The following is a 22,276-nucleotide window of genomic DNA, read 5'->3' as shown; positions in this document are numbered from 1 at the left end:
CGTCAATGCACGCCGATATCGCTTTGCGTATCTGACTCCAATTGCAGGCAGGCGGACCAAAGCGGCGTCTTGTGGAAGGCTCCGTCTTGAAGAAGCGTGAGCCCTTCTCGTGCCTCATAAAGCAGGCCCAGCCAGCACAGGCGCCGCAGGACGCCATATTGGAGATCGGATTTGAGCTCCCAGGCTTCCAGGGTCATTTCGGTGGCGGACAGAGGTGCCGTGTCTGGATAGAGGATCTTCACGACGTCCAAAGGCGTACAGCCTTCTCTCGCCTTGATATTGAGAAGATTGAGGAACATGCGCCACCAGCGTAGGCGCGCTTGCACCTCAGCTTCCCGCTCGGTGGCATGGACATACGAGTAGAGATAGTCTGTGGCCACGAGATCGAAGAAGGCTTGCGGGTTCACCAGAAACTCCCGGCCGCGTCTGGTTGGCAGCAGCACATCCTTTTTCCGGCGAAGAAGCTTCAGATGGCGGGTCGTGTCCCGCACGACCCAGAGCGGCGGCATGTCGCTTTCGTTCAGCACTTTGTTCATGCTGTAAAGGTCTTCAGCTGTGAAGTCGGGCCACAGGAAGTTCACAGCGGCCCAATGTACGAATTTGCGGTTCATAGCACCGGTCGCGGTCAATCCTATGCCACCCTCACCGTCAGCATAGGCAACGGACAGAAGCATGCCGCGGAAGAGGTGACAGCGCGGCGACATCGACGTCACCCTGCAGCTTGATTTCCGGAAGCATCGTGCAGCTTTGATCCCTACCCGCTCAATTCAGATAAAAGCGAGTATCAGCCGGCGACTGAACAATTGCTATTGAGAAAGCTAAAGCCGAAGAGGTGTTCTTTCACCCGCCCCCGCTCCGCCCTTTCAACCCGGCCCAGCCGGTCGGATCGGGGGCTGATCATCGGTGCCAGTGTCGCGTTTCTAACTGGCCGACAGCGTCGCAGCCCTATTCGGCTTTGACAGGTGTTGTAGCCGCAAAGTTGAAGTGTCCTGATTCTGCAAAGTTGGAATGTCACACTCTCCCCGTTTTGATGACGGCGGAGATTGCAGATGGGATTGATAGCGATGAGCGAGCGTGATCTGCAGCGGATCGCGGTTTTGTCGAAGGTTGCCGACGGCCGCATGACGATGGTGTCGGCGTCGCATGTGCTTGCTCTCAGCGAGCGCCAGGTGCGGCGGCTGTTGGATCGCATCAGAACGACCGGTGCGGCATCGATCCGGCACAAGGCGATCGGCCGGCCGTCGAACAACCGGATCAGCGATGGTGTTCGCGATTATGCGGTGACGCTGGTTCGTGAACGTTATGCGGATTTCGGTCCGACGCTGGCGGCCGAGAAGCTTGCCGAGCGCGATGGATTGCGTGTGTCGCGCGAGACGTTGCGCGGCTGGATGACGCAGGCCGGATTGTGGCTGTCACGCAAGCAGCGGCGGACGTTTCATCAGCCGCGCTTGCGGCGCGAAGCCTATGGCGGGCTGGTGCAGATCGACGGGTCCGAGCATCGCTGGTTCGAGGATCGTGGAGATCCGTGCTCGCTCCTGGTGTTTGTCGACGATGCGACGGGCCGGTTGATGCAGTTGCGGTTCGTGCGCTCTGCCTTTTATTCCGACAAGCACTCGGTCTTCCGGGTGACGAAGAAGGAGGCCAAGGGTGGTCAGGGCATGACCCAGTTCGGGCACTCTCGGAGCTAAATATCGAGATTCTCTGTGCAAACTCCAGCCAGGCCAAAGGCCGTGTCGAGCGGATGAACCGGACGCTGCAGGATCGTCTGGTCAAGGAATTGCGACTGGCAGGCATCGACAGCATGGAGGCAGGCAATGCATTTCTGCCGGGCTTCATGGTGGACTACAATGGGCGGTTTGCGATTGTCCCTGCCCGATCCGATGACCTGCACCGGCCGGTAAATCTTGCACCGGATCGGTTGAAAGAGATCCTGTGCAAACGCGAGCAGCGCTATGTCGGATCGCAGCTGACGTTTTCGTTCGAGCGTAAGCGGATCATGCTGGAGGAGAGCGACGTGACGCGCGGATTGGCCGGCCGCTATGTCGAGACCTATGCCTATGCCGACGGCCGCCTCGATGTACGATGGAAGGGACATTCCCTGCCCTACAAAACCTTCGACAAGGACCAGCGGGTGACGCATGCGGCGATCACCGAGAACAAACGGCTCGGCGACGTTCTGTCTTATATCAAGGAGCGTCAGGAGCAGCCGTCGAAGCCGGTGGTGATGACCAACAGCGAGATGAACGGCTATGTGCGACGTGCTCACGGTCCGGGACGGCGGAAGGATTTTACGAACGATCCGGCCGTCATCGAACGCCATAAAGCTGCGCTGGCAAAGCGCGATGCTGCCGAGTGAGGCGTCGATCGCATCGTCTTAAAGCTAAAGCCGATGGGCGCCCCTCACCCGCCCCCGCTCCGCCCTTTCAACCCGGCCCAGCCGGTCGGATCGGGGCTGATCATCAGAGCCAGCGTCGCGTTTCTAACTGGCTGACAATGTCGCCCCTCTAATCAGCTTTGACAGCAATTGTAACCGCAAAGTTAGAATGTAAGAACGACTGGCATCTATTGCTCGATCCATCTCCACCCTATTGCAGGAAAAGGTAAATGTCGCTCTGCATGCCTGATGGCCCCAGAGTGGCCGTGTAGGGCACACCATGGATACTGAAGTTGGTGGGTTTGTCCGCGCTCGGCAGCAAGTCAAACAAGTACATTGCAGGCAGAAGGTCATCTGGTACCGGTTGATTGCCGTGTTGCCAGCTCGGAGGGACAAATCCTCCCAAGTCGTCCACAGGCAGCGTGTACTGTGGGGTGCCGAAGATCGATGCCCCCAAGCTTTGCTCCCATGGTGCGTCTGGCGGATTGACGCTTTGCACCGGTGAATAGGCAGCTGACGGCAAATCCTGCCGGAAGGTCGCTGTATTCCAGCTATCGGGAAGCTGGCCGGGTTGACCCACTCCATGCCAAAACTCTGCGGGATCGGCGATCTGTGTGGAGGACTCCGGTTCAGCCGCCGCAGCCCCCGCTCGAGCACTGTTGGTCGCGGTGCTCAGACGTCGTTGGAGTTGCTCCCGATCGGCGACGAGGTTGTCGAGGTGCAGCACGGCTGGCCGGTCTCTTCGCGCCAGACGTCTAACGAGCGCCCGCGTGCCGTCAACCACGAAGACTCCGCAATCATAGTCGTTCCGCTGTTGGGTCATGCGGACGGGCTCCAGACGGGTACCCAACCTTTGTGCGAGCATTGCTGCAAACTCGTCGTTCTGGCCCCGGAAGGAGTCATAGTGATAGGCAGCCGGCCCCTCGCGGTTGCGACGGTCAACGAGTAGCAGCGACCAATGGGTGCCGCGGTGATCAGGATCCGAAGCACTGGCATCGCTCACTGGAAGGAACAGGAAGTCGGCTGTATCTCTTCCATTCTGATCATTAACGATGCGCTGGAAAGCGCTCAGCGCGGTGCTCTCATCGCCCAGGCGCAGATGATAATGGGCTATCAGGGGATCGATAAGCCGCGTCCTGGCTGCGAGATCCGGATCGTTTCGCTGCAAGTCCTGCATTAGCAGCTCATAATCCGTCTGGATATGCTGGTCGCCCAGCCATTCGGTATGGTCGAGCGACAATCCGCTGCGGCTTTCGATCGGTGGATCAACCTGCTGCAGCGGCGAAGTTGATCTGAACTCGGCACGTGAATCCGAACGGCCGTCCAGACCGGCCGGTTCGCGGCCACTTGCCGGCTCAGGGGACAACCCCGACGCTGCGTTCGCCTCAACGACTTGCTGGTACTGCCGAAGCCGCTTGAAAGAGATAGTGTGTTTTCCCATGTCTTCGGTGAAGTCTTGGTAATCTTTTTTCAACGACCATTGCTGCTGATCACTGCCGTTGAGCCGGCTCGCTATGCTCTCCCTACCCCTGGTTTGCAGCCAATCACTAAACTTTCGTTGAGTGCTGGCCAGTCTCCAGACGACTCTCCTCTGCGAAGTCGAGTCCGGTCCGAGCTTACTCAGCTCTTCGTTGGCGAAGCTATCAATCATGAGGGCGTCGTCGGGATAAGGATTATGCTGTTTCAACTGCGACTCAGCGCCTAGATACTGCCGCAGCCGATCGAAACTCACGCTTATTCTTTTTCCTTCAGCGTTGGTAAAGTTACTGTAATCGTCCTTTAACGACTGTTGCTGCTGATCACTGCCAGTCAAGCGACTGCCTATGCTCCCCCGACCCTTCTTTCGGAGCCAATCACTAAACCTCCGTTGATTGCTGGCCAGATTCAAGACTACTTTCCTCTGCGAAGTCGAGTTCGATCCGAGCTTGCTCAGCGCTTCCTTGGCTAGGTCATCAATGATGCGGGCGTCATCGGGATAAGGATCATGCTGTTTCAACTGCGACTCGGCGCCTAGATACTGCCGCAGCCGATTGAAACTCACGACCACTTTTTTTCCTTCCTCCTTGGTAAAGGCCCTAAAATCCTCCTGCAACGACCGTTGCTGCTCATCAGTACCGGTGAGTCGGCTGACCATGCTCTCCCTGCCCTCCCTTTTGAGCCAATCGCTAAATTTTCGTTGGTTACTGGCATTTTTCCGGGAAGTCGAGACCGGTCCGAGCTTACTCTGCTCTTCGTTGGCCAAGGCCTCAATAATGAGGGCGTCGTCGGGATAAGGATCATGCTGCTTCAACTGGGACTCGGCGCCTAGATACTGCCGCAGCCGATCAAAACCCACGTTTATTCTTCCTTCAGCCTTGGTAAAGCCCCTAAAATCGTCCTTCAACGACCCTTGCTGCTGATCACTGCCAGTCAGGCGACTGGCTATGCTCCCCCTACCATTCTTTTGGAGCCAATTACTAAACCTCCGTTGATTTATGGCCGTAATCCGGACAACATTCCTCTTGGAAGTCGAGTCCGATCCGAGCTTGCTCAGCTCTTCGTTGGCTAGGTCATCAATGATGCGGGCGTCGTCGGGATAAGGATGATGCTGTTTCAACTGGGACTCGGCGCCTAGATACTGCCGCAGCCGATCTAAACTCACGACCACTTTTCCCTCGGCCTCGGTAAATTTCCTAAAATCCTCCTGCAACGACCGTTGCTGCTCATCAGTACCCGTGAGTCGGCTGACTATGCTCTCCCTGCCCTCCCTTTTGAGCCAAGCGCTAAATTTTCGTTGGTTACTGGCATTTTTCCGGGAAGTCGAGACCGGTCGGAGCTTACTCCGCTCTTCGTTGGCCAAGGCCTCAATAATGAGGGCGTCGTCGGGATAAGGATCATGAATTCGGCGGCCCATCAGGCGCGGCCCAGGTCCAACGGCTTGGAGTTCTTGCCCCTCAGGCGAGAGCCTCCTGAAATGAGACAGTGCTGAGTTAAGACGCTTACGATCGTCCCCACCGTTTGCCCAGTAATCCGCGATATCACCGGCTAGCGAATCTGGATCGTTTAAAAGCCGAGAAGCCATCGAATCTCTGTTTTCTGCTCGGAGCCAACGAGCGAACCTCCTAAGAATCCCTAAATTGTTCTCGACGGTAGCCTCGGGAACCCTTCCGTCCCCTCGGCCGACGCTACCGTCGGGTAGAATTTCGTAGTTTCGGACTGCTTCCGCGAACTGGTTGATGCGGGTCTCGTCATCAGGATGCATGTCTCGGTCGGCGGGGCGACCACGCTTGGCGCCGACGCGAACCTTGGTTGAGGCCACGTGAGTCTCCGTTGCGGCATCGACGTCTTGCTGCCCGCGCAAGTCGCTCGGATCCTGTTCCAGGTCTCGGCTCTCTGAATAGTAGTCGTCGATCCAGGCGTCCGTCTCGAAAGCTCCGGTCACGCCTTCGATCCACCCACTTACTTCGCGAGAATCGTCATCGCGCGGCTGGTTCCGTCTTGGGTACATCGATGCCGGTCCTCCGGAAATTCAAATTTGGAACCTCGATCCTAATGCCTGCCGACCGCCGCCCAGCATGCTAAAGCCAGATCCAATCATGCCCTCAAGGCATGGCCGAACACCATATGGCGACGGCTTGCCGACAATCGTCTGCACTCGACCATCAGGCCGACACAGAGGCTCGCCAGCTTGCCGCTTGCCATGCGGAGCCCGCTAAAATTGGCCTTCATTTAAGCAGTTCGAGTGATGTGTTGGACATGCAGCGTGAAGGGTGCCGTCAGAATTTCCGATTCCAACCAATCTTTCCGCCGGCCTTTCTGATTTCGCCGCCTCAGGCAACGGAACCATTGCGGTGTAGCTGCTTGCAGAACCCGTTGCACGCCTGATAGTTATGCGACCTATGGGGCGGCGATCAGGATGAGACGCCGTATTGCCTCACCCAAGAGTGTTCCCGGAGAATAATGTCGTTGGCTCACTCGATGTTTTCGAATGCCTCACGGGTTGTTCCGATCGTATCCCCGCACCTGGTGCAGGTGACGGAGGTAGCGAAGCCGCTCGCGAGCGCGCCTCTCAATAGCGCTGTAGCGAGCGGGCGGCTTCGCGGGCGGTCATCATGTTTTCCGGTGGGGTCGGTTGTCGAAGGCCAACCTGGCGGTAAGAGCGCGGATGACGATCCTGTATTGTTCGGTAATGATCTCACTGCCCGACCTCTATACTTTCCGTCTGCCGCGCGGCATCGGCGAATGGCCCGAACACCAGCGCATGGCCTGTGTACTGCGCCAGATTTTCATTCGGCGCTGCACGGTCCGAATGAGGCCGTCGGGATACACGCCGGGGCATTTGACCTGCAAGCGTTCAAGCAACTCTCGCGAAGTTCGCCAAGGCTCCGCCTCGAACCATTCCTCGAGTTCGGCAGTGACGGCGAGTAGAGGATCGGGCCTCCGCCGCTCTCGCTTGGCCGCTGGCTTGGAGCTGGCAGTCGGTTTCACTTCACCACCACGCCAAGCAATCCGTAAGCCAGAAAGAAAGTCTTCGAGCGTCAGGTACATCGCCTTGAGCCAAAGGCATGTATCCTCCGGCGTGCGTGGGTCGTCAAGCAGCCGCTGGAAGAGTGTGGCAGGACGATGATAGCGCTTGATCACCTTGGCTCCGTCACGGTGCTTTTCTTTCAGCTTGAATGATGGCTGAAAGAAATTCACGAACAACCGCATTGACGAATAAAGCTTGGCCAGCTCCCGAGTGGCTCGCAGCCCCTCGAAGCGTCGGTATCCAACGATCTTGCGCACGATTGCGCCATTCTTCTGCTCGACAAATGCCTGATCATTCTTTCGGTAAGGGCGGCAACGGGTAAGTTCGATATTATCGCGCAAGCAATACTCATGAACACTCTCGTTCATGAACACACTGTCGTTATCGGTGTCGAAGCCCAGCAGCGGGAACGGCAGCAACTTGCGCAGTTCGGCCAACGCAGTGATCAGTACCGTTTGCTCGCGAACCATCCTTGAGGACCCGATCAATCGTCGCTGGGCTCATCGTCAAGAGTCGCCGGCGCGTCTCGCTATTCATATCGCCGTGTCCATGACGTTCCATCGCTTCGATTAGTGTTGGCAACAGGGGGTGTAGTCGCTTGCCGCAAATTCGATCCGACGCCTCCCAAACAACGACGAGCGCTGCCCGCACGTCGTCGCCGTAAACCCGGCGCCCTGGCCGAGGACCACCCTTCGCCGGTTTGCGTTCTCCTCGCAGCAGTCGCATCGCATGCTTGCGATGAAAGCCCGTGAGCGCCACGAACTCGTCTAACATCCTCGCCTTCTCGGCCCGCCCGCCTAACACATAGCGACAACTGATCGCTGCCACCAATTCCGCACGTGTCGCCATGCTGACCTTCCTCATCACAGCTCCCGAGGTTGATTCGGCGGGAGCAATTTAGATGAGGCAATAACCCATTCTCAGGGAGCAGTTCAGGCGAGGCAATGCGCGCGACAAACTGGCGGTGCCTTTGATTGTCGCGAATGAGGCTGGCCTGCCGCGCCGGCGTTTGACCCCCATGGGTGGAACGTCGTCGATAGCTTTCAACGTTCATTTCGAATGATCGTTGCGTGATGAACAAGTCGGTCCACCGCGGCACCCGCCCGCAGGCATTAGTTGCAGGATACGGGTCGGCATCGAGCACCCAACTCACACGTTGGCTCATGATCGCTGTATGAAATGCATCCGGCGCCATGGGCGGGTTTCGTCCTGGCCTGAAGCCATAGTAGAACCCGCAAAGGGTAGGCCGTCATAGACGGCACTAAGCACTTCAGCGACCGCGCCAGCATCCTTCGCACCCGAGGCTCTTCCCGCATCCGTATCTGTCTACACCTCAGATGCGACAGCCGTCGCCTCTTGGGATGCTGGCCAAACGTCACGTTTTGAAGGAAGACTGGCGACGTGCACATTCGATGTCGCCCCCGGCACTGGGGATCGTCTCATCTGGGTTGGCGCGCTGCACGTGGCCGCGTAAAAACGGATTCTCTCTCAACGGTTTGGTGCTTTTCAAGAACGACTGGCATCTATTGCTCGATCCATCTCCACCCTATTGCAGGAAAAGGTAAATGTCGCTCTGCATGCCTGATGGCCCCAGAGTGGCCGTGTAGGGCACACCATGGATACTGAAGTTGGTGGGTTTGTCCGCGCTCGGCAGCAAGTCAAACAAGTACATTGCAGGCAGAAGGTCATCTGGTACCGGTTGATTGCCGTGTCGCCAGCTCGGAGGGACAAATCCTCCCAAGTCGTCCACAGGCAGCGTGTACTGTGGGGTGCCGAAGATCGATGCCCCCAAGCTTTGCTCCCATGGTGCGTCTGGCGGATTGACGCTTTGCACCGGTGAATAGGCGGCTGACGGCAAATCCTGCCGGAAGGTCGCTGTATTCCAGCTATCGGGAAGCTGGCCGGGTTGAGCCACTCCATGCCAAAACTCTGCGGGATCGGCGATCTGTGTGGAGGACTCCGGTTCAGCCGCCGCAGCCCCCGCTCGAGCACTGTTGGGCGCGGGGCTCAGACGTCGTTGGAGTTGCTCCCGATCGGCGACGAGGTTGTCGAGGTGCAGCACGGCTGGCCGGCCTCTTCGTGCCAGTCGTCTAACGAGCGCCCGCGTGCCGTCAACCACGAAGACTCCGCAATCATAGTCGTTGCGCTGTTGGGTCATGCGGACGGGCTCCAGACGGGTACCCAACCTTTGTGCGAGCATTGCTGCAAACTCGTTGTTCTGGCCCCGGAAGGAGTCATAGTGATAGGCAGCCGGCCCCTCGCGGTTGCGACGGTCAACGAGTAGCAGCGACCAATGGGTGCCGCGGTGATCAGGATCCGAAGCACTGGCATCGCTCACTGGAAGGAACAGGAAGTCGGCTGTATCTCTTCCATTCTGATCATTAACGATGCGCTGGAAAGCGCTCAGCGCGGTGCTCTCATCGCCCAGGCGCAGATGATAATGGGCTATCAGGGGATCGATAAGCCGCGTCCTGGCTGCGAGATCCGGATCGTTTCGCTGCAAGTCCTGCATTAGCAGCTCATAATCCGTCTGGATATGCTGGTCGCCCAGCCATTCGGTATGGTCGAGCGACAATCCGCTGCGGCTTTCGATCGGTGGATCAACCTGCTGCAGCGGCGAAGTTGATCTGAACTCGGCACGTGAATCCGAACGGCCGTCCAGACCGGCCGGTTCGCGGCCACTTGCCGGCTCAGGGGACAACCCCGACGCTGCGTTCGCCTCAACGACTTGCTGGTACTGCCGAAGCCGCTTGAAAGAGATAGTGTGTTTTCCCATGTCTTCGGTGAAGTCTTGGTAATCTTTTTTCAACGACCATTGCTGCTGATCACTGCCGTTGAGCCGGCTCGCTATGCTCTCCCTACCCCTGGTTTGCAGCCAATCACTAAACTTTCGTTGATTGCTGGCCAGTCTCCAGACGACTCTCCTCTTGGAAGTCGAGGCCGATCCGAGCTTGCTCAGCTCTTCGTTGGCCAAGGCATCAATCATGAGGGCGTCGTCGGGATAAGGATGATGCTGTTTCAACTGCGACTCAGCGCCTAGATACTGCCGCAGCCGATCGAGACTCACGTTTATTTTTACTTCAACGTTAGTAGTAAATTCCCTAAAATCGTCCTTCAACGACCGTTGCTGCTCATCACTGCCAGTCAGGCGACTGCTTATGCTCCCCCGACCATTCTTTCGGAGCCAATTACTAAACCTCCGTTGATTGCTGGCCAGATTCAAGACGCCTTTCCTCTTGGAAGTCGAGTCCGGTCCGAGCTTGCTCAGCTCTTCATTGGCGAAGCCATCAATCATGCGGGTGTCGTCGGGATAAGGATCATGCTGTTTCAACTGCGACTCGGCGCCTAGATACTGTCGCAGCCGATCGAAACCCACGCTTATTTTTACTTCAACGTTAGTAGTAAATTCCCTAAAATCGTCCTTCAACGACCGTTGCTGCTCATCACTGCCAGTCAGGCGACTGCTTATGCTCCCCCGACCATTCTTTTGGAGCCAATCACTAAACCTCCGTTGATTTATCGCCATATTCTGGACAACTTTCCTCTTGGAAGTCGAGTCCGGTCCGAGCTTGCTCAGCTCTTCGTTGGCCAAGCCATCAATCATGAGGGCGTCGTCGGGATAAGGATTATGCTGTTTCAACTGGGACTCGGCGCCTAGATACTGCCGCAGCCGATCTAAACTCACGACCACTTTTCCCTCGGCCTCGGTAAATTTCCTAAAATCCTCCTGCAACGACCGTTGCTGCTGATCAGTACCCGTGAGTCGGCTGACTATGCTCCCCCTACCCTCCCTTTTGAGCCAATCGCTAAACTTTCGTTGGTTACTGGCATTTTTCTGAGAAATCGAGACCGGTCCGAACTTACTCAGCTCTTCCTTGGCCAAGCTATCAATGACGCGGGCGTCATCGGGATAGGGATCATGAATTCGGCGGCCCATCAGGCGCGGCCCAGCTCCAACGGCTTGGAGTTCTTGCCCCTCAGGTCCGAGCCTCCTGAAATGAGACAGCGCTGAGTTAAGACGGTTCTGATCGTCCTCACCGCTTGCCCAATAATCCGCGATATCAACGGCTAGTGAATCTGGATCGTTTAAAAACCGAGAAGCCATCGAATCTCTGTTTGCTGCTCGGAGCCAACGAGCGAACCTCCTAAGAATCCCTAAATTGTTCTCGACGGTAGCCTCGGGAACCCTTCCGTCCCCTCGGCCGATGCTACCGTCGGGTAGAATTTCATAGCCTCGGACTGCTTCCGCGAACTGGTTGATGCGGGTCTCGTCATCGGGATGCATGTCCCGGTCGGCGGGGCGACCACGCTTGGCGCCGACGCGAACCTTGGTTGAGGCCACGTGAGTCTCCGTTGCGGCATCGACGTCTTGCTGCCCCGAACCCCTCTCCGGCGCCAGCGACTGCGGCGTCACTCGCATCGAACCGCCCACGGATCTGCGACGCGGCACACGGTCGCCGGCGTCACTATCGTGCGAACCGAGGCGTAAGTCGCTCGGATCCTGTTCCATGTCTCGGCTCTCTGAATAGTAGTCCTCGATCCAGGCGTCCGTATCGAAAGCTCCGGTCACGCCTTCGATCCACCCACTTACTTCGCGAGAATCGTCATCGCGCGGCTGGTTCCGTCTTGGGTACATCGATGCCGGTCCTCCGGAAATTCAAATTTGGAACCTCGATCCTAATGCCTGCCGACCGCCGCCCAGCATGCTAAAGCCAGATCCAATCATGCCCTCAAGGCATGGCCGAACACCATATGGCGACGGCTTGCCGACAATCGTCTGCACTCGACCATCAGGCCGGCACATGGCTTGAGAGGCTCGCCAGCAGTTTCGGGTGATGTGTGGAACATGCAGCGCGAAGGGTGCCGTCAGAATTTCCGATTCCAACCAATCTTTCCGCCGGCCTTTCTGATTTCGCCGCCTCAGGCAACGGAACCATTGCGGTGTAGCTGCTGACAGAACCCGTTGCGCGCCTGATAGTTATGCGACCTATGGGGCGGCGATCAGGATGAGACGCGCGCGACAATCTGGATGAGATTCTTATGTCGCGGTCGGGATGAAGTTATCATGTTGATTGTCGCTGGCAAGAGCTTCATCGTGGTCTGATTGCCGCTCCGCGACAAACTGTGCGGTGCCTTTGATTGTCGCGAATGAGGCTGGCCTGCCGCGCTGGCGTTTGGCCTCCATGGCGGAACGTCGTCGACAGCTTTCGACGTTCATTTCGAATGATCGTTGCGTGATGAACAAGTCGGTCCACCGCGGCACCCGCCCGCAGGTGTCAGGCGAAATGAGAAACTGACCCCCTAACGAAATGAAGAACTGCCCCCTCGTGTGACAACGAGGAGAGATGGATGACAAGTGCGATTTCAGCGCATCCTGCATCGTGGGGAACGATGCAGGGCGAAGATATGCTTGAGGCAGATGAGGTGGTGGCAATGTTGCGGCTGCACGAGCTTGGTTGGGGTGCCAAGCGTCTATCGAAGGAATTTGGATGTGCTCGCAACACTGTCCGTCGATATCTTCGTGAGGGTGGAGCGGTACCCTTCAAGAAGCCGGTTCGGAGGAGTGCTTTTGATGGCCTTGATGATTGGCTTCGTGAACGCTTCTTTCGCCATGATGGCAATGCCGATGTGATCCGGCAGGAGCTGGCGAGCGAGCATGGAATTATCATCGGTTTGCGTTCGGTAGAGCTTCGAGTCCGGGAATGGCGGCGGGAACTCAAGGCGCAAAAGCGTGCGACAGTGCGGTTTGAAACGCCGCCTGGTCGTCAGTTGCAGATCGACTTCGGGCAGACGCGTGTCTGGATCGGTGACGAGCGGCTTCGGGTAAACGTCTTTGTCGCCACGCTAAGCTATTCCAGACGCATTCATATCCGTGCCTCATTGAGAGAAGGGCAGACAGATTGGTTCGAGGGGATGGAAGGCGCGTTTCTTCGGTTTGGCGGCGTTCCCGTTGAGGTTTTGCTGGATAATGCGAAGGCACTTGTCGAACATCACGACGCGGTTAGCCGGGAGGTTCGCTTCAATGCGCGACTCTGGGCGTTTGCCCGTTACTGGGGCTTCGCGCCACGCGCTTGCGCTCCCTACCGGGCGCGAACAAAGGGGAAGGACGAGCGCGGGGTCGGGTACGTCAAGAAGAATGCTATCGCTGGTCGCCGGTTTGAGAACTGGGCTTCGTTCGAGGCGCACCTTGACCGATGGATACGAGAGATCGCAGACCGACGAGAACACGGCACGACTGGTGAAGCACCAATTGAACGCTTTGCTGCGGAGGCCGAAGCCCTTCGGCCGCTATCCGGCCGCGTACCGTTTGGACAACTACGCGACCTCGTGCGCAAAGTGCAGGCGGACTGCGCCATCGATCTCGACACAAACAGCTATTCCGTACCCTGGCGTCTCATCGGCGAGAGCGTCCAAGTCGTTGTATTGGCTGGCCGTGTAATTATCCGTCACGCTGGCCAGGTTGTGGCCGATCATCCTCTCTGCCAGGGACGGCGACAACGGATCGTCGACCGGGATCACTTTGTTGGCTTCGCGGGTAGCGAAGGACTGGTTCGCACCGCTCCAGTCGAGCTGGCACCAGCCGCCTTGCTGCGACCTCTTGCGGAATACGAGGCCGTTGTTGGAGGTGGCTGGTGATGACGACCGTCGATCACGATTTACTCATCGCGACACTCGATCGGCTAAAGCTGACGGCGATCCGCGATCAACTCGACACGTTGCTGGACGAGGCGCTCGAAGATGACGTTGCGCGAAGCTCTGGCGTTCCTGGTCTCACGAGAGATTGCCCGGCGCGATGAACGGCGCATCTCGATGTCGAGCAAGTTGGCGCAGTTCCCCTTCGTACGCGAACTCGATGGCTTCGACTTCGAGGCACAGCCCTCGCTGGATCGAGGACAGATCAGGGAGCTGTCAACCTGCCGCTGGATTGCTCACGGCGACACCGTCCTATTCCTCGGACCTCCGGGCACCGGTAAGACGCACCTTGCTGTCAGTCTTGGCCGAGAAGCAATCCGCCAGAACTACAACGTTCAATTCGTCACGGCGGCCACTCTGGTTGCGATGCTCGCCAAGGCCCATAACGATGGCTCATTGGACAAGCAGTTGACAATCCTATCGCGGCCGAAACTGCTGATCATCGACGAGCTGGGATATCTGCCCTTCGAAGCTAACGCCGCCCACCTGTTCTTCCAACTGGTCTCTCGCCGCTATGAAAGGGGATCGATCCTGATTACCTCCAATCGATCGGTCGGAGAGTGGGGGAGCGTCTTTGGAGACCCTGTCGTCGCCACCGCGATATTGGACCGCCTGCTGCACCATTCGACGGTGATCACCATCCGAGGTGATAGCTACAGGCTTCGCGAAAAGCGCCGTTCCGGCCTTCTGCAGAAGGCCGGAACAGCGCTTGAGACAAACGAAACAGCAAATCAATGAAGGGGTCAGTTCTTCGTTTCGCCTACGGGGTCAAATCTTCACTTCGCTTGACAGCAGGCATAGTTTGATAGTTGCAGGATACGGGGTCGGCATCGAGCACCCAACTCACACGTTGGCTCATGATCGCTGTATGAAATGCATCCGGCGCCATGGGCGGGTTTCGTCCTGGCCTGAAGCCATAGTAGAACCCGCAAAGGGTAGGCCGTCATAGACGGCACTAAGCACTTCAGCGACCGCGCCAGCATCCTTCGCACCCGAGGCTCTTCCCGCATCCGTATCTGTCTACACCTCAGATGCGACAGCCGTCGCCTCTTGGGATGCTGGCCAAACGTCACGTTTTGAAGGAAGACTGGCGACGTGCACATTCGATGTCGCCCCCGGCACTGGGGATCGTCTCATCTGGGTTGGCGCGCTGCACGTGGCCGCGTAAAAACGGATTCTCTCTCAACGGTTTGGTGCTTTTCAAGAACGACTGGCATCTATTGCTCGATCCATCTCCACCCTATTGCAGGAAAAGGTAAATGTCGCTCTGCATGCCTGATGGCCCCAGAGTGGCCGTGTAGGGCACACCATGGATACTGAAGTTGGTGGGTTTGTCCGCGCTCGGCAGCAAGTCAAACAAGTACATTGCAGGCAGAAGGTCATCTGGTACCGGTTGATTGCCGTGTCGCCAGCTCGGAGGGACAAATCCTCCCAAGTCGTCCACAGGCAGCGTGTACTGTGGGGTGCCGAAGATCGATGCCCCCAAGCTTTGCTCCCATGGTGCGTCTGGCGGATTGACGCTTTGCACCGGTGAATAGGCGGCTGACGGCAAATCCTGCCGGAAGGTCGCTGTATTCCAGCTATCGGGAAGCTGGCCGGGTTGAGCCACTCCATGCCAAAACTCTGCGGGATCGGCGATCTGTGTGGAGGACTCCGGTTCAGCCGCCGCAGCCCCCGCTCGAGCACTGTTGGGCGCGGGGCTCAGACGTCGTTGGAGTTGCTCCCGATCGGCGACGAGGTTGTCGAGGTGCAGCACGGCTGGCCGGCCTCTTCGTGCCAGTCGTCTAACGAGCGCCCGCGTGCCGTCAACCACGAAGACTCCGCAATCATAGTCGTTGCGCTGTTGGGTCATGCGGACGGGCTCCAGACGGGTACCCAACCTTTGTGCGAGCATTGCTGCAAACTCGTTGTTCTGGCCCCGGAAGGAGTCATAGTGATAGGCAGCCGGCCCCTCGCGGTTGCGACGGTCAACGAGTAGCAGCGACCAATGGGTGCCGCGGTGATCAGGATCCGAAGCACTGGCATCGCTCACTGGAAGGAACAGGAAGTCGGCTGTATCTCTTCCATTCTGATCATTAACGATGCGCTGGAAAGCGCTCAGCGCGGTGCTCTCATCGCCCAGGCGCAGATGATAATGGGCTATCAGGGGATCGATAAGCCGCGTCCTGGCTGCGAGATCCGGATCGTTTCGCTGCAAGTCCTGCATTAGCAGCTCATAATCCGTCTGGATATGCTGGTCGCCCAGCCATTCGGTATGGTCGAGCGACAATCCGCTGCGGCTTTCGATCGGTGGATCAACCTGCTGCAGCGGCGAAGTTGATCTGAACTCGGCACGTGAATCCGAACGGCCGTCCAGACCGGCCGGTTCGCGGCCACTTGCCGGCTCAGGGGACAACCCCGACGCTGCGTTCGCCTCAACGACTTGCTGGTACTGCCGAAGCCGCTTGAAAGAGATAGTGTGTTTTCCCATGTCTTCGGTGAAGTCTTGGTAATCTTTTTGCAACGACTGTTGCTGCTGATCAGTACCGGTGAGTCGGCTGACTATGCTCTCCCTGCCCTCCCTTTGGAGCCAAGCGCTAAACTTTCGTTGATTGCTGGCCATATTCCAGACAACATTCCTCTTGGAAGTCGAGTTCGATCCGAGCTTGCTCAGCGCTTCCTTGGCTAGGTCATCAATGATGCGGGCGTCGTCGGGATAAGGATGATGCTGTTTCAACTGCGACTCGGCGCCTAGATACTGCCGCAGCCGATCGAAACTCACGACCACTTTTTTTCCTTCCTCCTTGGTAAAGGCCCTAAAATCCTCCTTCAACGACTGTTGCTGCTCATCACTGCCGGTGAGCCGGCTGACTATGCTCTCCCTGCCCTCCCTTTTGAGCCAAGCGCTAAACTTTCGTTGGTGACTGGTATTATTCCGGGAAGTCGAGACCGGTCCGAACTTACTCAGCTCTTCCTTGGCCAAGCTATCAATGACGCGGGCGTCGTCGGGATAAGGATCATGTATCTGGCGCCCCATCAGGCGCGGCCCAGGTCCAACGGCTTGGAGTTCTTGCCCCTCAGGCGCGAGCCTCCTGAAATGAGACAGTGCTGACTTAAGACGGTTCCGACCATCCCCACCGCTTGCCAAATAATAATCCGCGATATCAACGGCTAGTGAATCTGGATCGTTTAAAAGCCGAGAAGCCATCGAATCTCTGTTTTCTGCTCGGAGCCAACGAGCGAACCTCCTAAGAATCCCTAAATTGTTCTCGACGGTAGCCTCGGGAACCCTTCCGTCCCCTCGGCCGACGCTACCGTCGGGTAGAATTTCGTAGTTTCGGACTGCTTCCGCGAACTGGTTGATGCGGGTCTCGTCATCGGGATGCATGTCCCGGTCGGCGGGGCGACCACGCTTGGCGCCGACGCGAGCCTTGGTTGAGACCACGTGAGTCTCCGTTGCGGCATCGACGTCTTGCTGCCCCGAACCCCTCTCCGGCGCCAGCGACTGCGGCGTCACTCGCATCGAACCGCCCACGGATCTGCGACGCGGCACACGGTCGCCGGCGTCACTATCGTGCGAACCGAGGCGTAAGTCGCTCGGATCCTGTTCCATGTCTCGGCTCTCTGAATAGTAGTCCTCGATCCAGGCGTCCGTATCGAAAGCTCCGGTCACGCCTTCGATCCACCCACTTACTTCGCGAGAATCGTCATCGCGCGGCTGGTTCCGTCTTGGGTACATCGATGCCGGTCCTCCGGAAATTCAAATTTGGAACCTCGATCCTAATGCCTTCCGACCGCCGCCCAGCATGCTAAAGCCAGATCCAATCATGCCCTCAAGGCATGGCCGAACACCATATGGCGACGGCTTGCCGACAATCGTCTGCACTCGACCATCAGGCCGGCACATGGCTTGAGAGGCTCGCCAGCAGTTTCGGGTGATGTGTGGAACATGCAGCGCGAAGGGTGCCGTCAGAATTTCCGATTCCAACCAATCTTTCCGCCGGCCTTTCTGATTTCGCCGCCTCAGGCAACGGAACCATTGCGGTGTAGCTGCTGACAGAACCCGTTGCGCGCCTGATAGTTATGCGACCTATGGGGCGGCGATCAGGATGAGACGCGCGCGACAATCTGGATGAGATTCTTATGTCGCGGTCGGGATGAAGTTATCATGTTGATTGTCGCTGGCAAGAGCTTCATCGTGGTCTGATTGCCGCTCCGCGACAAACTGTGCGGTGCCTTTGATTGTCGCGAATGAGGCTGGCCTGCCGCGCCGGCGTTTGACCCCCATGGGTGGAACGTCGTCGATAGCTTTCAACGTTCATTTCGAATGATCGTTGCGTGATGAACAAGTCGGTCCACCGCGGCACCCGCCCGCAGGCATTAGTTGCAGGATACGGGGTCGGCATCGAGTACCCAACTCACACGTTGGCTCATGATCGCCGCATGAAATGCATCCGGCGCCATGGGGGGGTCGTCCGGGCCTGAAGCCATAGTAGAACCCGCAAAGGATAGGCCGTCATCGACGGCACTAAGCACTTCAGCGACCGCGCCAGCATCCTTCGCACCCGAGGCTCTTCCCGCATCCGTATCTGTCTACACTTCAGATGCGACAGCCGTCGCCTCTTGGGATGCTGGCCAAACGTCACGTTTTGAAGGAAGACGGACGACGTGCACATTCGATGTTGCCCCGGCACTGGGGATCGTCTCATCTGGGTTGGCGCGCTGCACGTGGCCGCGTAAAAACGGATTCTCTCTCAACGGTTTGGTGCTTTTTCAAGAACCACTGGCATCTATTGCTCGATCCATCTCCACCCTATTGCAGGAAAAGGTAAATGTCGTTCTCCATGCCTGATGGCCCCAGAGTGGCCGTGTAGGGCACACCATGGATAGTGATGCTGGTCTGGGGTTTGTCCGCGCTCGGCAGCAACTCAAGCCAGGACATCGCAAGCCGAAGGCCAGCCTGTGCCGGTTGATTGCGGTGTTGCCAGCTCGGAGGGACAGCTCCTCCCAAGTCGTCCACAGGCAGCGTGTACTGTGGGGTGCCGAAGATCGATGCCCCCAAGCTTTGCTCCCATGGTGCGTCTGGCGGATTGACGCTTTGCACCGGTGAATAGGCGGCTGACGGCAAATCCTGCCGGAAGGTCGCTGTATTCCAGCTATCGGGAAGCTGGCCGGGTTGACCCACTCCATGCCAAAACTCTGCGGGATCGGCGATCTGTGTGGAGGACTCCGGTTCAGCCGCCGCAGCCCCCGCTCGAGCACTGTTGGGCGCGGGGCTCAGACGTCGTTGGAGTTGCTCCCGATCGGCGACGAGGTTGTCGAGGTGCAGCACGGCTGGCCGGCCTCTTCGTGCCAGTCGTCTAACGAGCGCCCGCGTGCCGTCAACCACGAAGACTCCGCAATCATAGTCGTTGCGCTGTTGGGTCATGCGGACGGGCTCCAGACGGGTACCCAACCTTTGTGCGAGCATTGCTGCAAACTCGTTGTTCTGGCCCCGGAAGGAGTCATAGTGATAGGCAGCCGGCCCCTCGCGGTTGCGACGGTCAACGAGTAGCAGCGACCAATGGGTGCCGCGGTGATCAGGATCCGAAGCACTGGCATCGCTCACTGGAAGGAACAGGAAGTCGGCTGTATCTCTTCCATTCTGATCATTAACGATGCGCTGGAAAGCGCTCAGCGCGGTGCTCTCATCGCCCAGGCGCAGATGATAATGGGCTATCAGGGGATCGATAAGCCGCGTCCTGGCTGCGAGATCCGGATCGTTTCGCTGCAAGTCCTGCATTAGCAGCTCATAATCCGTCTGGATATGCTGGTCGCCCAGCCATTCGGTATGGTCGAGCGACAATCCGCTGCGGCTTTCGATCGGTGGATCAACCTGCTGCAGCGGCGAAGTTGATCTGAACTCGGCACGTGAATCCGAACGGCCGTCCAGACCGGCCGGTTCGCGGCCACTTGCCGGCTCAGGGGACAACCCCGACGCTGCGTTCGCCTCAACGACTTGCTGGTACTGCCGAAGCCGCTTGAAAGAGATAGTGTGTTTTCCCATGTCTTCGGTGAAGTCTTGGTAATCTTTTTTCAACGACCATTGCTGCTGATCACTGCCGTTGAGCCGGCTCGCTATGCTCTCCCTACCCCTGGTTTGCAGCCAATCACCAAACTTTCGCTGATTGCTGACCAGCTTCGAGACGACTATCCTCTGCGAAGTCGAGTCCGATCCGAGCTTGCTCAGCTCTTCGTTGGCGAAGCTATCAATCATGAGGGCGTCGTCGGGATAAGGATTATGCTGTTTCAACTGCGACTCAGCGCCTAGATACTGCCGCAGCCGATCGAGACTCACGTTTATTCTTTTTCCTTCAGCCTTGGTAAAGGCCCTCAAATCGTCCTTTAACGACCGTTGCTGCTGATCACTGCCAGTCAGGCGACTGGCTATGCTCCCCCGACCCTTCTTTCGGAGCCAATCACTAAACCTCCGTTTATTGCTGGCCAGATTCAAAACGCTTTTCCGCTTGGAACTCGAGTCCGATCCGAGCTTGCTCAGCTCTTCCTTGGTGAAGCTATCAATCATGAGGGCGTCGTCGGGATAAGGATTATGCTGTTTCAACTGGGACTCGGCGCCTAGATACTGCCGCAGCCGATCTAAACTCACGACCACTTTTTTTCCTTCCTCCTTGGTAAAGGCCCTAAAATCCTCCTGCAACGACCGTTGCTGCTCATCAGTACCCGTGAGTCGGCTGACTATGCTCTCCCTGCCCTCCCTTTTGAGCCAAGCGCTAAATTTTCGTTGGTTACTGGCATTTTTCCGGGAAGTCGCGGCCGGTCGGAGCTTACTCCGCTCTTCGTTGGCCAAGGCATCAATAATGAGGGCGTCGTCGGGATGGGGATCATGCTGTTTCAACTGCGACTCAGCGCCTAGATACTGCCGCAGCCGATCGAAACTCACGCTTATTTTTTTTCCTTCAGCGTTGGTAAAGTTACTGTAATCGTCCTTTAACGACTGTTGCTGCTGATCACTGCCAGTCAGGCGACTGGCGATGCTCTCCCTGCCCTCCCTTTGGAGCCAATCGCTAAACCTCCGTTGATTGCTGGCCATATTCCAGACAACATTCCTCTTGGAAGTCGAGACCGGTCGGAGCTTACTCCGCTCTTCGTTGGCCAAGGCATCAATAATGAGGGCGTCGTCGGGATAGGGAACATGAATTCGGCGCCCCATCAGGCGCGGCCCAGGTCCAACGGCTTGGAGTTCTTGCCCCTCAGGCGAGAGCCTCCTGAAATGAGACAGTGCTGAGTTAAGACGCTTACGATCGTCCCCACCGTTTGCCCAGTAATCCGCGATATCACCGGCTAGCGAATCTGGATCGTTTAAAAACCGAGAAGCCATCGAATCTCTGTTTTCTGCTCGGAGCCAACGAGCGAACCTCCTAAGAATCCCTAAATTGTTCTCGACGGTAGCCTCGGGAACCCTTCCGTCCCCTCGGCCGACGCTACCGTCGGGTAGAATTTCGTAGTTTCGGACTGCTTCCGCGAACTGGTTGATGCGGGTCTCGTCATCGGGATGCATGTCCCGGTCGGCGGGGCGACCACGCTTGGCGCCGACGCGAGCCTTGGTTGAGACCACGTGAGTCTCCGTTGCGGCATCGACGTCTTGCTGCCCCGAACTCCGCGACGACGTCTTGCCGCTGCTCAATCCGAACGCCTTCTTGAACCCTGACGCCATGCGCGACGTAAATCCGCGGCGTTTGCCCTGCGGCGCCGCGGCGACTTCGCCCGCCTCCGCCATATTGCTCGATGTCTTGCTCCCCGAGCCGCCGAATCGCAAGCTGCTGGAGCCCGCCCGAGAGACGTCTATGCTGTGGCGGGCGCCGCTCAACGAGTTCTCCGGCGCCAACGACTGCGGCGTCACTCGCATCGAACCGCCCACGGATCTGCGACGCGGCACACGGTCGCCGGCGTCACTGTCGTGCGAACCGAGGCGCAAGTCGCTCAGATCCTGTTCCACATCTCGTCTCTGTGAATTGTACTCCCGGATCCAGGCGTCCGTATCGAAAGCTCCGGTCACGCCTTCGATCCACTCACTTACTTCGCGAGAATCGTCATCGCGCGGCTGGTTCCGTCTTGGGTACATCGATGCCGGTCCTCCGGAAATCAAATTTGGAACCTCGATCCTATTGACGCCGGACGGCTCTCCTTCCCGTCGAAGCAGGACGAACAGTCGCCGATAGCCGAAACGCCGACGCTCGTTTGCAAGGTCACGCAGCTTTGCCCGCAGCGCCACCTCCGGCGGTCGGCAGGACCGATAACGCACCGTCTTGCGGTCGGCGGATATGATCTGGCAGGCCCGCCGCTCCGAAAGACCCATCACGGCCTTCAGATGCGTGACGGCTTCACGCTTGGCGGCAGGCCCTACCATTTTTTTTTGCAAGAAGCTCGCGGAGCGCGGCCGCATCCAGCATCTGTTCGGCCAGCAGCTTTTTCAGCCTGGCGTTCTCGTCCTCAAGCGCCTTCAGCCGCTTGGCCTCGGACACTTCCATACCACCGTATTTGGCTTTCCAGTTGTAAAACGTCGCTTCCGAAATCCCGTGCTTACGGCAGAGGTCGGCCGCCTTCGCGCCTGCCTCCTGCTCCTTCAGTACCGCAATTATCTGCTCTTCGGTAAACCTCTGCTTCTTCATTCGTCCGTCCTTTGATGGGCCGGACTCTAATCAATTCTGGAGGAAATTCGCAGT

Annotated in this window: 6 protein-coding genes and 6 pseudogenes; 3 read left to right on the top strand and 9 right to left on the bottom strand. The window is 57.8% G+C overall.

Features of this window, described 5'->3' with window-relative positions:
- Positions 1–2: 2 nt before the first annotated feature.
- A pseudogene (locus tag RHEC894_RS25470) lies at positions 3–738 on the bottom strand (hypothetical protein).
- Between the two features lie 311 nt (positions 739–1,049).
- Here RHEC894_RS25470 and RHEC894_RS25465 point away from each other — a divergent pair.
- Positions 1,050–2,356 (top strand): annotated as a pseudogene (locus RHEC894_RS25465) (helix-turn-helix domain-containing protein).
- 229 nt (positions 2,357–2,585) lie between these two features.
- Here the strand turns inward: RHEC894_RS25465 and RHEC894_RS25460 are convergent.
- The 5 genes and pseudogenes from RHEC894_RS25460 to RHEC894_RS32195 form a co-directional block, all read right to left on the bottom strand.
- Positions 2,586–5,861, bottom strand: a complete 3,276-nt coding sequence (locus RHEC894_RS25460; RefSeq protein WP_085739630.1) for a Ulp1 family isopeptidase — start codon at positions 5,859–5,861, stop codon at positions 2,586–2,588.
- Between the two features lie 701 nt (positions 5,862–6,562).
- Positions 6,563–7,745: pseudogene (locus RHEC894_RS25455) on the bottom strand (transposase).
- Between the two features lie 265 nt (positions 7,746–8,010).
- Positions 8,011–8,165, bottom strand: a pseudogene (locus RHEC894_RS33945) (group II intron reverse transcriptase/maturase); the annotation flags it as partial.
- Positions 8,166–8,427: 262 nt separating this feature from the next.
- Positions 8,428–11,517, bottom strand: coding sequence for a Ulp1 family isopeptidase (locus tag RHEC894_RS25445; protein ID WP_085739629.1), 3,090 nt, complete (start codon positions 11,515–11,517; stop codon positions 8,428–8,430).
- A 402-nt stretch (positions 11,518–11,919) separates the two neighbouring features.
- Positions 11,920–12,099: a hypothetical protein gene (locus tag RHEC894_RS32195; RefSeq protein WP_046977201.1), complete on the bottom strand. Its 180-nt coding sequence runs from the start codon at positions 12,097–12,099 to the stop codon at positions 11,920–11,922.
- A gap of 131 nt (positions 12,100–12,230) precedes the next feature.
- Between RHEC894_RS32195 and istA the strand changes: the two genes are divergently transcribed.
- Both istA and istB read left to right on the top strand, forming a co-directional pair.
- Positions 12,231–13,517 (top strand): IS21 family transposase, encoded by a 1,287-nt coding sequence (gene istA, locus RHEC894_RS25440; protein ID WP_016737538.1) that lies wholly within the window; start codon positions 12,231–12,233, stop codon positions 13,515–13,517.
- Positions 13,517–14,312: pseudogene (gene istB, locus RHEC894_RS25435) on the top strand (IS21-like element ISSme2 family helper ATPase IstB). Before istA ends, istB begins: the two are co-directional and overlap by 1 nt.
- A 502-nt stretch (positions 14,313–14,814) precedes the next feature.
- Here the strand turns inward: istB and RHEC894_RS25425 are convergent.
- The 3 genes and pseudogenes from RHEC894_RS25425 to RHEC894_RS25410 form a co-directional block, all read right to left on the bottom strand.
- The gene (locus tag RHEC894_RS25425; protein ID WP_085739628.1) at positions 14,815–17,292 is read right to left on the bottom strand and encodes a Ulp1 family isopeptidase; all 2,478 of its coding nucleotides are present in this window, start codon (positions 17,290–17,292) and stop codon (positions 14,815–14,817) included.
- Positions 17,293–18,366: 1,074 nt separating this feature from the next.
- Entirely contained in the window at positions 18,367–21,675 is a 3,309-nt protein-coding gene (locus RHEC894_RS25415) for a Ulp1 family isopeptidase (RefSeq protein WP_085739695.1), read from the bottom strand.
- Between the two features lie 36 nt (positions 21,676–21,711).
- Positions 21,712–22,222: pseudogene (locus RHEC894_RS25410) on the bottom strand (transposase); the annotation flags it as partial.
- Positions 22,223–22,276 lie beyond the last annotated feature (54 nt).

The sequence above is a fragment of the Rhizobium sp. CIAT894 genome, from assembly GCF_000172795.2.
In the GTDB taxonomy this organism is placed as follows: domain Bacteria; phylum Pseudomonadota; class Alphaproteobacteria; order Rhizobiales; family Rhizobiaceae; genus Rhizobium.
This window is presented reverse-complemented; position numbering and strand designations above follow the sequence as displayed.